General features: G+C 68.4%; 11 protein-coding genes. 5 read left to right on the forward strand and 6 right to left on the reverse strand.

Features of this window, described 5'->3' with window-relative positions:
* Positions 1-86: 86 nt before the first annotated feature.
* Positions 87-317: a hypothetical protein gene (locus ACFVIV_RS04635; RefSeq protein ID WP_379193403.1), complete on the forward strand. Its 231-nt coding sequence runs from the start codon at positions 87-89 to the stop codon at positions 315-317.
* A 44-nt stretch (positions 318-361) separates the two neighbouring features.
* The gene (locus ACFVIV_RS04640) at positions 362-745 is read left to right on the forward strand and encodes an acyl-CoA dehydrogenase (protein ID WP_379193404.1); all 384 of its coding nucleotides are present in this window, start codon (positions 362-364) and stop codon (positions 743-745) included.
* Between the two features lie 5 nt (positions 746-750).
* On the opposite strand, the gene ACFVIV_RS04645 is transcribed toward ACFVIV_RS04640, so the two are convergent.
* The 5 genes from ACFVIV_RS04645 to ACFVIV_RS04665 all read right to left on the reverse strand — a co-directional run bounded on the left by ACFVIV_RS04645 (position 751) and on the right by ACFVIV_RS04665 (position 6,589).
* Positions 751-1,248 (reverse strand): hypothetical protein, encoded by a 498-nt coding sequence (locus ACFVIV_RS04645; RefSeq protein ID WP_379193405.1) that lies wholly within the window; start codon positions 1,246-1,248, stop codon positions 751-753.
* A gap of 2 nt (positions 1,249-1,250) precedes the next feature.
* Positions 1,251-1,880, reverse strand: coding sequence for a class I SAM-dependent methyltransferase (locus ACFVIV_RS04650; RefSeq protein WP_379193406.1), 630 nt, complete (start codon positions 1,878-1,880; stop codon positions 1,251-1,253).
* A 106-nt stretch (positions 1,881-1,986) separates the two neighbouring features.
* The gene (locus tag ACFVIV_RS04655) at positions 1,987-3,051 is read right to left on the reverse strand and encodes a methyltransferase domain-containing protein (RefSeq protein WP_379193407.1); all 1,065 of its coding nucleotides are present in this window, start codon (positions 3,049-3,051) and stop codon (positions 1,987-1,989) included.
* Between the two features lie 216 nt (positions 3,052-3,267).
* Entirely contained in the window at positions 3,268-5,631 is a 2,364-nt protein-coding gene (locus tag ACFVIV_RS04660) for a phosphoketolase (protein WP_379193408.1), read from the reverse strand.
* Between the two features lie 16 nt (positions 5,632-5,647).
* Positions 5,648-6,589 (reverse strand): universal stress protein, encoded by a 942-nt coding sequence (locus ACFVIV_RS04665; RefSeq protein ID WP_379193409.1) that lies wholly within the window; start codon positions 6,587-6,589, stop codon positions 5,648-5,650.
* 249 nt (positions 6,590-6,838) lie between these two features.
* On the opposite strand from ACFVIV_RS04665, the gene ACFVIV_RS04670 reads away from it, so the two are divergent.
* Positions 6,839-7,045, forward strand: a complete 207-nt coding sequence (locus ACFVIV_RS04670; protein WP_379193410.1) for a hypothetical protein — start codon at positions 6,839-6,841, stop codon at positions 7,043-7,045.
* Here ACFVIV_RS04670 and otsB read toward each other — a convergent pair.
* The gene (otsB, locus tag ACFVIV_RS04675) at positions 7,030-10,710 is read right to left on the reverse strand and encodes a trehalose-phosphatase (RefSeq protein WP_379193411.1); all 3,681 of its coding nucleotides are present in this window, start codon (positions 10,708-10,710) and stop codon (positions 7,030-7,032) included. The genes ACFVIV_RS04670 and otsB overlap by 16 nt on opposite strands.
* A gap of 166 nt (positions 10,711-10,876) precedes the next feature.
* Here otsB and ACFVIV_RS04680 point away from each other — a divergent pair, with 166 nt between their 5' ends.
* Together ACFVIV_RS04680 and ACFVIV_RS04685 are read left to right on the forward strand one after the other, a co-directional pair.
* Positions 10,877-11,872, forward strand: coding sequence for an Acg family FMN-binding oxidoreductase (locus tag ACFVIV_RS04680; protein ID WP_379193412.1), 996 nt, complete (start codon positions 10,877-10,879; stop codon positions 11,870-11,872).
* Positions 11,873-11,998: 126 nt separating this feature from the next.
* Complete coding sequence (locus tag ACFVIV_RS04685) at positions 11,999-12,646, forward strand: response regulator (RefSeq protein ID WP_379193413.1); 648 nt, start codon at positions 11,999-12,001, stop codon at positions 12,644-12,646.
* Positions 12,647-12,651: the final 5 nt, after the last annotated feature.

Consider the following 12,651-nt stretch of genomic DNA (forward strand, 5'->3'; position numbering starts at 1 on the left):
CGAGCCCCCGGAATGCAGGGCTGTCGGCGAACGCGACGCAATCTCCATACTGAGGCCCGTCAAGATCGAGAACAATGGAGGGCCACATGAATTCGCAAAAGTTGCTGGGCGCACTCGCCGTATCGACCGCCCTGTTCGCCCCCGCCGCACTCCTCGCGGCCCCCGCCAATGCCGAACCGCTCACGCTGGTCGAGGCCGAGCAGATCGACGACAGCGGCTCCGCCACCGGCTCGGCCACCTACTCCGCCGAAGGCGTGGAACTGCTGGTCTGCTTGCTCAAGGGCGGCTTCACCGGATCCAAGTACCCGCTCTGCTGAGCCGGTCGCCACGGTCGGCCGCGGCGGGCGGTCGCACGAGCGTCGTGAGGCGGATCGGTCTCCCCGACCACTCGGCCCCCGGGTACTATCCGGACGCGCTGAGCCTCGCCGAGGCTCACTGCGCCGAAGAGGCGCTGCAGCTGCTCCACCAGCATGCCGATCATGCCGAGATCGCGGCCGTGCGTGATGTTTTCGCACTGCACTACCTCGACCAGCACGCCGCCTGGTACCTCACCCGCGGCCTGCTCGACATCGCCGGGGTCACCGCGATCAAGCAGCAGCTGCGCGCCGCTATCGACACCCTCGCCACCCACCTGCCACAGGTGCTGGACGCCTTCGAGCTCAACGATGAAATCCTTGGCGCACCAGTGCTTTCCGAGGATCTCCCGGCGGCGTGGGACGCTCGCTGCACACCTGCGGCGAGCTGATCACCTCAGGCCTGGTGCAGCCAGGCCATGAAAAACACTATTCCTACGAGGAACAGCACCAGCGCGACCGGAATGGGCCACCACGGCCCGTTCCGGCCGAGCAGCCGCTGCGCCAGCCGCAGCTCCACCGCGCCGATCCCCGCCAGCAGCAACGCCCACACCGGGAGCAGCGCCACCGCCAGCCCGGCGTGTACCGCCCACGCCCCTGCCAAAGTCGGCCCGCCCCAGGAATTCTCGTAATCGTTCGCCGCGACCAGCGGATAGAAGATCCCCCGCACGAGCCCGATCCCGGCCAGGAACACCACGAACCACGCGACCACCCCCACCGCCGCGGACAGCAGCGAATGCGCCACCGCCCGCACCACTCCCGGCCCCCGCAATTCGAACGGCATCCGCAATACCCGCCGCGTCACCCGCGCCCGCGCCGGCGGGGAGCCGAAGGCCATCGGCAATCCCAGCACCGCGAAATACGCCGACCGCAGCACACTCCGAACTCTGCCCACGATCACCACCGTAGCGCCGCGATCATCGAAGACCACCGAAGCGTGCGGCCATCAGTCCACCCACCATCAACGTGTCGACAGAAATCCCACCCGTCATCCCGGCGTGCTTTTGGCCGGGATCCACCACGCCGGAAGATCACTGCGCGTCCAGGTGACATTTCATTGAGTACGCCGAGGGTGTCGCCTTCTTCGAGGACGAGCACGCCGCCGGGGGCTAGTGCTCGGGTCAATCGCTCTATGACGAGGTCTCGGTCGGCGATGTGCAGGGGAACGAATCGGGTGTGGATGAAATCGAAGGCGTTTTGGGGGATGTCGTCGGTGACGAGGTTGAGTTGGGCGACTTCGCCGCCGCGGCGTGGCCGGTCGGTGAGGTGGCGTGGGTCGGTGTCGACTGCGAGGACTCGGCCGCCGGGTAGGGCGGTGCTGCAGAGCCATCGGGCGAAGGAGCCGCCGCCTGCTCCGGCTTCCAGGCAGCGCCATCCGGGACGTACGCCCAGGCGTTGGGCGAGGGCGATGCTTGCGGGGTCGTAGGCCGCGCCGAGGAGGGCGAGGCGGGCGGCGGCGGAATCCCAGTCGTTCGGCAGCGTGTAGTGCGGGTCATCCGGCGAGGAGATTGGTGAAGACCAGCTCATGGTCAGACGCTAGGCCCGGGGGCGTGAGCTGGGGGTGGTTTGCCGGCCTTCTCCGGTGCTGCGTGATCGAATCCACACTGCTGGAACAACTTCGAACGAGGAACTGTCATGGTCGGGGTTGTGGGGTGAGGCGGACGGTGAAGGAGGGTTTGCCGGATACGCGGACTTGCTGGATGTGGGTTGGGGTGAATCCGGTGTGGATTGCGGTGGCGAGTTCTCTGGTGTCGGGGATCAGGACGACGGCTGAGCCTTCGGGTTTGAGTACTCGGCGTAGTTCGGACCACAGGGGTTTCAGGCCGGTGGTGAGGAGTCCTCGTGGCGAGACTTGGGTTCCCCAGGGGGGATTGCAGAGGATCCGGTCTACGCTTGCTGTCGCTGTGGGTAGGTTGCCCGCGTCGGCCTTTCGGGTGCTCGCGATGTGTGCGGTGTTCGAGCGGCAGGCTTGTATGGCGGTGTGGGACAGGTCGAATCCGATGTAGTGGGCGTTCGGTTGTCGCTGGGCGGCTTCGAGGAGCAGGGTTCCTGCGCCGCAGCAGGGGTCGAGTACCTGGTCGCCGGCTCGGATGTCGGCGAGGTGGGTCATTGCCGATGCCAGCGGGGGGTGCAGGCTGCCGGGGATCGTGTGTTGCCGGTAGGTGCGTCGGTGGAGGGGTCGGTCGGCGATTCGGAGCATGAGGTGAGATCGGATTCCGTCGAGGGCCAGTCGCCAGGCGCTGCAGAATCGGCTGGGGCGGTGGGCGTTTCGCCTCGACTGGTATTCGAGACCGAGACGACCGCGCAACGCCGACCCGATGACGTCCTCCACGTCGTAGCGGTTGAAGTTGCGTCTTCCCAGGAATGACGCCGAGACCTCGATACCGCGGCCGAATCCGTCCGGTCCTCCGCTCAACCGTCTGGATTCCCGCAGCGCCGGTGCGTCGAGATCGGAAACGAGGTCGGCCAGAGCAGCAATCGACGATTTGGCCGGGCCGACGTCGAGTCCGCGGGATACCGACAGGAACACATCGTCGGCTGTCGACAGACGTGTGATCATCGGGTCCGGTCGCACGCTACGGAAATGGATTTCGCGATGGCCTATTTCGGTGATCGTGCCGAGTTCCAGTCGCAGGATCTCCGCTGCGACGACGGACTCCAGCCCGCGCAGGCACCGCGCCACCAGGTGGACACACATGATGAAGGTTCTTCTCCCACAGGACGGTTCGGGACGACACCACGTCGTCCCGCCTCGTCGGCAACGGGAATCCTCGCTTCGCCGACGGAACCGTCAGCGCAGGTGGAAGAACATCATGTCCGCATCATATCAGCGCGATTCGCCGACCCGGACCGAGCGCCCGTGCGACATGGACGGTCGGCCATCGCTGTCGGAGCCGTATTCGCTTGCCCCTTTTCAGGTCTGCCAATGCCAGTCGGTGATCTCCGGTGGGTCCTCGCCGAAGCGGCGGGAATGGGTGTGGGCGTGGTCGAGGCGGGACAGGAGGTGCTCGCGGAGGGAGTCCAGGCGGGAAGACAGGGCGGGGACTTCCTCGAGGGCCGCCAGTGCCAGGTGGTAGCGGTCGATGCCGTTCATGACGCACATGTCGAACGGGGTTGTGGTGGTGCCGTTGTCGGTGAAGCCGTGGACGTGCAGGACGTCGTGGCCGGGACGGCGGTAGGCGATGCGGTGGATGAGCCACGGGTAGCCGTGGAAAGCGAAAACTACCGGGGCGCTGGTGAATATGCGGGTGTATTCGGAGTCGGGGATGCCGTGGGGGTGACGGTCGGGCGGGAAGAGGCGGGCCAGGTCGACCACGTTCACCACGCGTACCGCCACCTCGGGGGCGAGTTCGCGCAAGAGGGCTGCGGCGGCGAGGGTTTCCTGGGTGGGGACGTCGCCGGCGCAGGCCAGGACCACATCGGCGGGGCGGTCGGTGTCCGAGCTCGCCCAGTCCCAGACGCCGAGGCCGCGCTCGCAGTGGATGCGGGCTTGTTCGTCGTCGAGGTATTGCAGGGCCGGTTGTTTGCCCGCTACGACGACATTCACATAGCCGCGGCTGCGCAGGCAGTGGTCGAAGACGTGCAGCAGGCAGTTGGCGTCCGGGGGGAGATAGACGCGGCTGACCTCGGGGCGTTTGCTCAGGACGTGGTCGATGAAGCCGGGGTCCTGGTGGGAGGCGCCATTGTGATCCTGGCGCCACACGTGCGAGGTGATGAGGTAGTTGAGGCTGGGAATCGGTTCACGCCAGGGGAATTCGGCGGCCATGTGCAGCCATTTGGCGTGCTGGACCACCATCGAGTCGACAATGTGGGCGAACGCCTCGTAGGTGGAGAACACGCCGTGGCGGCCGGTGAGCAGATACCCCTCGAGCCAGCCCTGGCACAGGTGTTCGGAGAGCACCTCGAAGACGCGGCCGTCCGGAGCCAGCCGATCGTCACCGGGGCGGCGCGCAATGCGCCAGCGGCGGCCCGTCACCTCCAGGACGGCGTCGAGGCGATTGGAGGTGTGCTCGTCCGGAGAAAAGAACAGCAGGTTGCGTGGGTTCGCGACCAGGGCGTCGCGCAGGTATTCGCCGAGCACGCGGGTGGCTTCGGCCAATTCGGTTGCGGGGCCGTCGAATCCGACGGCATAGTCGGATGGCCGGGGCAGGCGCAGGTCCACACTGGTGTGGCCGTGTGCGGCGGGGTCGGCGCTCATGCGCAGGTGGTCGGGGTGCAGGCTCGCGATCCGGTCCCCGGGCGCGCCGTCGGCGTCGAACAGCTCCTCGGGGCGATAGGAACGCAGCCACTGTTCCAGTTGCGCAAGGTGTTCCGGATCCTCCCGGACCCCGGAGAGCGGCACCTGGTGGGCGCGGAAGGTGTCCTCGATCGGAATGTCGTCGACCACCTTCGGTCCCGTCCAGCCCTTCGGGGTGACGAGCACGATCATGGGCCGGCACGGATCCCGCGGCCCGGCACCGAGACTGGCGTCCTCGCGAATCTGCCGGATCCGCTCGAGCGCGTCGTCGAGGGCGGTGGCATAGCGTTCGTGGACCTTCGCCGGGTCACTGCCCTCGACGTAGATCGGCTCCCAGCCATGGCTGCTGAGCAACGCGTCCAGATCACTGCGCAGCATGCGCGACAGCAGAGTCGGATTGGCGATCTTGTAGCCGTTGAGGTGCAGGATCGGCAGCACGGTGCCATCGGTGATGCGATCCAGGAACAATGGCGCATGCCAGCTGGTGGCGAGGGCCCCGGTTTCGGCCTCGCCATCGCCGATCATGCACGCCACCACCAGATCCGGATTGTCCAGCGCCGCACCGGTGGCATGGGCCAGTGAATAGCCCAGCTCACCGCCCTCGTGAATGGACCCCGGCAGATGCGGCGATGCGTGACTGGGCACTCCCCCGGGAAAAGAGAACTGCCGGAACAACTCTCGCATGCCGTCCAGATCCTGCGCGGCCTCGGGATGCCGCAGCGAGTAGGTGCCCTCCAGCCAGCTGGCCGCATTGAGCGCGGCCGCGCCGTGACCGGGACCGAGTACGAACAGCATGCGCTGACCGGTGCGCATGATCGCCCGATTGAGATGGGCGTAGGTCAGCGTCACCCCGGGCACGGTCCCCCAGTGCCCGATCAGGCGGGGTTTGATGTGCTCGGGCCGCAGCGGCTCGCGCAGCAGCGGATTGTCCATGAGGTAGATCTGCCCGACCGCCAGATAGTTCGCAGCCCGCCACCAGGCATCGAGATCGGCCAGCTCGCCGCCGATCTCGGTGCCGGCGCCGGTCATGGTTCGCGTCATGGGAGGACTCCTCGCTTCAGCGTGCGGAATGGACGACCATCACCGGGCACTGCGCATGCTGTACCAGGTTGTGCGCGGTCGAACCGAGCAGCATGCCGAGGAAACCACCGCGGCCTCGGTTGCCGACCACCACCATTTGCGCGGACTTCGACCATTCTCGCAGGTGGGCGGCCGGGCCGGAGAAATACACCCGCCGGTTCACCTCGACCTCCGGATATTTCTCCTGATAGCCGGCCAGCCGTTCGTTGAGGATGATCTCCTCGACCGCCTCGAGCTCGGTCAGCGACAGCAGGGCGTCGTCACCGGCGAATTTGCCGAAACTCCAGTCGCTCCAGACGTGCACGGCCACCAGATTGGTGCGCCGCTCGGACGCCTCGGCGAAAGCCGCGGCAATGGCCGCCTCGCTGACCGGGCTGCCGTCGATGCCGACGACGACCGGGCCGGAATCGCGAACCGCATTGTCGGCGTCCGGATCCGGGCGCACCACGATCACCGTGCCCTTCGCGTGCGCGGTCACCGCGAGCAGCGTGGAGCCGAGATGCGCCAGCGTGCCGAGGTCACCGGTCGCGCCCAGCACCACCGCATTGGCCGTGGCGCTGCGCTCGAGCAGCAGACTGGTGCCGCTGTCGGCGGACAGGTGCACGGAGACGCGCAGCTCCGGCTCCAGCTCGTGGGCCGTCCGCTCGGCATGCAGGACAAGCGCTTTGCCGTGCGCGCGCATGGTGTCGACCACGCGCGGAATGACAACCTCGTAGGTGCCCAGCACCTTGCTGACGCCGACCAGATCGAGTCCGTGCAGGATCTGCAATTCCCGCCCGTGCCGCGCCGCGTAGCGCGCCGCCCAGTGCAGGGCGAGCTCGGCTCCCGGCGTCCCGTCCACGCCCACCACCACGGCCGCGGAGGCCAATCGATGCGGATCGTCATAGTCCTGCCGTGTCATCGCGTCCTGCTGTGTCATCGCGACCTCCGTGTGCGGTTCCGGACGCCCGGTCGGGCTCCTACCTCACGGTAGGAATGCCGCCGGGCCCGCCACTGCGGCCGATCGTCACCGGCCGCAGGGCCGAAAGACCGCCGGGTCCGCGATGAAATCCGAGGTGAGCCGGTTATCGTCTGCATCCCGGTTCGGGCTAGTAACAGCCCTTGGTCCCACCGCGGTCGGGCAGATGGACTCTGACCGGCAGCACACCGGGGAAGCAGGCTGTCGACCATGAAATCGCACGCATCCGCGAATCCGCTCGGGATCCCGGCGATAACGCTGGGCACCCTCATGGTCATCGCGGTGCCCGCCGCGCTCACGCGGCTGGCCGGCTGGGCCGATCTATACGGCGCGGTGCTGGTCTATCTCGCCTTCTTCGAATACATCGCGGTGGCGGCGGGTCTGGTGCGCTGGGGCGTCGGTCAGCTCCGGTCGTGAACCTCCGGCGACACCGGATGTTTGGGCGGCAGCGGCAGCCGCATGGTCCATCCGGCCGGCAGCGCCTCGGTGCAATCCCGGCAATGGATTTCGACCGGCGCCGCATTGCCGGGGTCGGCGCGGACCTCGACCTCCTCGGCGTGAATGCGCACGGTGAGGCGATGCCCGCGATAGGTGATCGGGAAGGTCAGCTCGCCCAGTGCGGCGGGCCAGGCGGGGTCGATGATCAGGCGGTCCGCGCGGATCTCCAGGCCGGAGAAGCAGCGCTGCACCAGATCGACGCTGCCCGCCATGGCGCCCAAATGGATGCCCTCCTCGGTGGTGCCGCCTTGGATGTCGGCGATATCGGAGTCGAGGACGCGGTGGAAGAACTCCATCGCCTGCGGGCGGTTGGCGCGGGCCAGCACCCACGCGTGCACGAGGGCGCTGAGGGTGGAGCCGTGCGAGGTACGGGCCAGGTAGTACTCGATGGTGCGCGGGATCATCGCGCCGGGCAGCTCGTACCCGAGTCGTCCCAGCACTTCGCGTAATTCGTCGGCCGAGAGCAGATAGAACAGCATGAGCACATCGGCCTGTTTGCCGGCGCGGTAGCGGTTGATGTCGTCGCCCTCGGACTCGAGGATGCGGTCCAGGCGCGCGATATCGTCATAACGCTGCCGGTAGCGCTCCCAATCCAGTTCCGCCAGTTGATCATAGCCATCGAACTGGCTGATCACGCCGTCGTGGAACGGGACGTACATCCGGCGGCCGACGACCTCCCAGTGCGCGGGCTCGCTGGGCGAAACCCCCAGCGACTCCAGCAGTTCCGCGCGAGCACGCGGGGCGATCCGGTCCAGCGCCTCGAGGGCGCGCTCGATCACCCACACCGCCATGACATTGGTGTAGGCATTGTCGTTCACCCCGTCCCGCGGCGCGTGCGGGTAGCCGGAGTGGAATTCGTCGGGTCCGATGACGCCGCGCAGGTGGTAGCGATCCTGGCGCGGATCGTATTCGGCCAGGCTCGCCCAGAACCGGGCGATCTCCACCAGCAGTTCGGCCCCGCACTCGGTGAGGAATTCGATGTCCTCGGTGGCCTGGAAGTACTGCCAGACGTTGTAGGCAATGGCGCTGCCGATGTGATGCGCACGCTGGCTCGGATCCGGATGCCAGTGTCCCGACAGCGGATTCAGATGCAGGCGCTGGCTCTCCTCACGCCCGTCGCTGCCGGACTGCCACGGGAACAGGGCGCCCTTCAACCCGGCCGCGGCCGCCGCGCGACGCGCCTCGGGCAGGCGGCGATGCCGGTAGCGCAGCAGCGCGCGGGTCAAAGCCGGGAAGCGCGGATTGAGCACCGGGAAGACGAACAGCTCGTCCCAGAAGACGTGCCCGCGATACGCCTCGCCGTGCAGGCCGCGCGCGGGAACGCCGACATCGAGGTCGGTGGTGTGGGGTGAGAGGGTCTGCGCAAGATGCAGCAGATGCAACCGCAGCACCCGCACCGGGCGGTCCGCCCCGTCGAGATCGATGCGCAGCCGGTCCCACAGGTGCTCCCAGGCCGCGGTGTGCGCGGCCAGCAGGCCGGCGAAATCCGGAGCGGTCTCCAGCCAGCGCGCCGCCTGCTCATCGGGTGCCGAGACGGCGTGATCGCGCCCGGTCACCACGGTGACGACCTTCTCCAGGGTGATGGTCTCCCCCGTGTTCAGCTCGACCGTCCGGTCCTGGCCGATCAGCCCGTCGTGTTCGACGAGTTCGGCGGCACTCGCGACCGGTGCGCCGCCGCGGTGCAGTGTGCTGCGCGCCGCGGTCGCCACGGTGACCCGCGACTGGGTGGTGCGCACGGTCAGCAGCACCGACTCGGCCGACAGCGCGGCGGCGCGCACCGGCTCGAGATGCGCATCGGCCAGACTGCGATAGCGGGCGACCCCCGCATTGCGCACCCCGCCATCAATGGTCGAGCGCATCACCATGGTCCCGGACCAGTTCTCGGCGGTCACCGACATCTCCAGCGCGCACAGGTGCGGATTGTGCATGGCGGCGAAGCGCCGCTGGCTCACCTGGGTGATCCGCCCCGCCGCGTCCCGGAATCGCAAGCGCCGCACCAGCACTGCTCGACGCAGATCCAATTGCTGCCGGTAGGACAGGATTTCGACGGCATCGATGTCGAACCAGTCGCCGTCGCCGATGCGGAAGGTCACCGGCAGCCAGTTCGGCAGGTTCACCATGCTCTCGTTGTCCACGGTGCGCCCGGCGATCTCGTCGTAGAGCCGGTTGTACACCCCGGCCACGTAGGTGCCCGGATAGTGCCGGTCGCCCGCGCGTGACTCCGGGGCGGCGCCGCGGGTGGCGAGGTAGCCGTTGCCGACGGTGCACAGCGCTTCGCGCAGGCGTTCCCGGTCCGGATCGTAGCCGTCGTAGGTGAGCATCCAGGAATCCGAAGCGGCGGTGTCGTTCTCGGCCCGCAGCAGCCCGGACAGCCGGTCCAGGAAGTCGCGCACCCTGGCGGGCGCGGCCAGGGAGAAGCGCGCAGAGGTGCGCCGGCCGTCGTCCTCGTCGTGGCGCACCACAATGCCGAGGCCATCGGATTCCACGGCGTCGAAGGCGTCCTCGTCGGTGAGATCGTCGCCTATGTAGATGGGCAGCACCGGCACGGTGAGGTGGTCCAGGATCCAGCGCAGCGCAGTGCCCTTGTCCCAGTCCAGATTCGGGCGCAATTCGACCACCTTGCGACCGCCGGTCATGCGCAGGCCCGAGTGCCGGGCGAGTTCGTGCACGATCGACACGACCTCCCCCACCTGCGCCTCGGCGACCTGCCGGTAGTGCACGGCGACGGCGAATCGCTTGTGCTCCACCCGGATACCCGCGACCGCGGACAATCGGTCCCGCAGTTCGCCCGCCGCTTTCGCCAGGGCCTGCTCGGCGGCGGGGGCCGCCTCGTGCAGGTGCTCGGTGCCGTCGGGCGCGAGCAACTCGAAGCCGTGACAGCCCGCGTACCAGATGCCCTCCACACCGATGTGCTCGCGCAGGTCGGCGAGTTCGCGGCCGCTGATAATGGCGACCGGGCACTGGGCGGCAAGCTTGGTCAGCGCATCGGCGGCCCCGTCCACCAGGGCGGCGGCGTGCGGTTCGGGCACGATATCGGCGAGGGTGCCGTCGAAATCCAGCAGGACCGCGGGATTTCTGGCATCGAGCAGATCGCCGATCCGCGACCAGCATTCCGTCGCGTCCGGCAGCCGCGCGACCCGGCGGAAGCCGCTGCGCAGCCGCACGTCGGCCAAATCGTCCACCACGGCATCCGCGCCGCGGTCCCGCAGCCGAGCGCCGTCCCCGTCCCGGGCCACACCGATGACCAGGCCGAATCCACCCGCCCGCCCGGCCGTCACGCCTGCTTCGGTGTCCTCGACGACCACGGTGCGGCCCGGATCGGCTCCCATGCGGCGGGCGGCGTCGAGCAGCAGCGCCGCCTCGGGTTCGCCCACCGGCGCCGGCAGGTCGCCGATATCGGCGCCGGTCAGGAGTTCGGCGGCCGCATGCCCCGCGGAGTGGACCGCGGTAGCCAGATCCGCGGCCTGCACCTCCCGGATGAGCGCGATCGTCGACTCGGCGGTGGCCGCGCCGTCCATCTCGAAGATCACCGCGTCGTAGCGACGTGAATCGATCAGCGGGCCCGCCGTTTTGCTGTCTCGCACGATTTCCAGCCTGGGACGATCAGACATGAGCAGGCAAGTGCCGCAGGTCCCCGACCCCATCGCCATGGGTCAGCTGCGCCGATGGCTGTCGAACTCGGGTCCAAGCCCGGCGTAGCAGGGACCAAGGACCCCTCCCACACGGGATTCCGCCGCTTAGCGTGAGCATATGAGCCAGATACCCGGCGTGGAGACGATCAAAACGGCCGTGCGGCTCGCGGGGCGCGCGCCCTCGCTGCACAACAGCCAGCCGTGGCGCTGGGTGTTCGACGGCGCCGTGCTGCAGCTGTATTCCGTTCCGGCGCGAATGCTTTCGTCCACCGACAGCTCCGGCAGGCAGCTGCTGCTGAGCTGCGGCATCGCGCTGGGGCATCTGCGGGCCGCGCTGGCAGCGGCCGGCTGGTGTGCGACGGTGGCGTATTTCCCCAATCCCACCCGCCACGATCACCTGGCCACGGTCGTCTTCGAGCCCTCCCCCATTGTCACCGAGGCCGACCGGGACCGGGCCGCGGCCATCGAGCGCCGCCACACCGACCGGCTGCCGTTCCTCCCGCCCGCGGGCTGGCCCGACTTCGACATCGTCATGCGCACACTCATTCCGCGCGACGACGCCGTGCTCACCTCGCTGCCCGACCAGGCCCGGTCCGACCTGGCGCGCGCCTCCCGGCTCACCGCCGCGATCCGCCGCTACGATCACGCGTACCAGGCCGAATTGCGTTGGTGGACAGGGCATTCCTTCGCCACCACAGGCGTGCCGCCGAGCGCTCTGGTCTCCGCGGCGGAGCGCGAGCGCGTCGATGTCGGCCGCACGCTGCCCACCGTCCCCGATCTGTCCCGGCGGACCGCGGTGACCGCCGACCAGTCGGTCGTGCTGGTCCTGTCCACGACCGGCGATACAGGAGAGGAGCTGGTGCACTGCGGGGAGGCCCTGTCCACGCTGCTGCTGGAGTGCACGGTCGCCGGGTACGCCACCTGCACGCTCACCCATGTGATCGAACTGCCGGACAGCCGCGCCATTGTGCGTAGGCTCACCGGCCTCCCGCAGCGACCGCAGGCCCTGGTCCGGGTGGGGATGATTCCCGACGGCGACGCGCCCGCCTGGCCCACTCCGCGCCTACCGCTGGGCCAGATCCTCGAGATCGTGACCGCGGCGCCCGGCCGCTAGCAAATCTCCGGCTCGACCCGGGGGGAGTTCGACCGCCGCAGGTAGGGACTTTCGGCCATGCCTGCCGTGCCGCACCGCGCGATATGTTGGACGTCACAACCACTTGTCACGAGATCGGATGCGGCCATGATCAAGGTTTTTCTAGTCGACGATCACGAGATCGTCCGCCGGGGTCTCGTCGACCTGCTCGAAGGCGATCCCGAACTCACCGTGGTGGGCGAAGCCTCGGATGTGGCCCAGGCGCTCGCCCGCATTCCCGCGCTGCGACCCGATGTCGCCGTCCTCGACGTGCGGCTGCCCGACGGCAATGGCATCGAGCTGTGCCGCGAGCTGCTCTCCCGCCTCGACGACCTGCGCTGCCTGATCCTCACCTCGTTCACCGACGAACAGGCCATGATGGACGCCATTCTGGCCGGCGCCAGCGGTTACGTCGTCAAGGACATCAAGGGCATGGAACTGGCCAAGGCCATCAAGGAAGTCGGCTCCGGGCGCTCCCTGCTCGACAATCGCGCCGCCGCCGCGCTCATGGAGCGGCTGCGCCGCAGCACCCAGCCCGACGGCCCGCTCGCCGGGCTCACCGAACAGGAACGAAAACTCCTCGACCTGCTCGGCGACGGCCTGACCAATCGGCAGATCGCCGAACGCATGTTCCTGGCGGAGAAGACCGTCAAGAACTACGTCTCCCGGCTGCTGGCCAAGCTCGGCATGGAGCGACGCACCCAGGCCGCCGTGCTGGCGTCGAAACTGCGTACGACACAACATTCTTCGGAGTAGCGGTG

The organism is Nocardia sp. NPDC127526, from assembly GCF_042672265.1.
GTDB lineage: Bacteria > Actinomycetota > Actinomycetes > Mycobacteriales > Mycobacteriaceae > Nocardia.

Excerpts from the sequence above, each read along its gene's own strand:
- ACFVIV_RS04670 (WP_379193410.1), top strand. The coding sequence starts at position 6,839 with ATGAAATCGCACGCATCCGCGAATCCGCTCGGGATCCCGGCGATAACG.
- ACFVIV_RS04680 (WP_379193412.1), top strand. The coding sequence starts at position 10,877 with ATGAGCCAGATACCCGGCGTGGAGACGATCAAAACGGCCGTGCGGCTC.
- ACFVIV_RS04685 (WP_379193413.1), top strand. The coding sequence starts at position 11,999 with ATGATCAAGGTTTTTCTAGTCGACGATCACGAGATCGTCCGCCGGGGT.
- ACFVIV_RS04650 (WP_379193406.1), bottom strand. The coding sequence starts at position 1,880 with ATGAGCTGGTCTTCACCAATCTCCTCGCCGGATGACCCGCACTACACG.
- ACFVIV_RS04655 (WP_379193407.1), bottom strand. The coding sequence starts at position 3,051 with ATGTGTGTCCACCTGGTGGCGCGGTGCCTGCGCGGGCTGGAGTCCGTC.
- ACFVIV_RS04635 (WP_379193403.1), top strand. The coding sequence starts at position 87 with ATGAATTCGCAAAAGTTGCTGGGCGCACTCGCCGTATCGACCGCCCTG.
- ACFVIV_RS04660 (WP_379193408.1), bottom strand. The coding sequence starts at position 5,631 with ATGACGCGAACCATGACCGGCGCCGGCACCGAGATCGGCGGCGAGCTG.
- ACFVIV_RS04665 (WP_379193409.1), bottom strand. The coding sequence starts at position 6,589 with ATGACACAGCAGGACGCGATGACACGGCAGGACTATGACGATCCGCAT.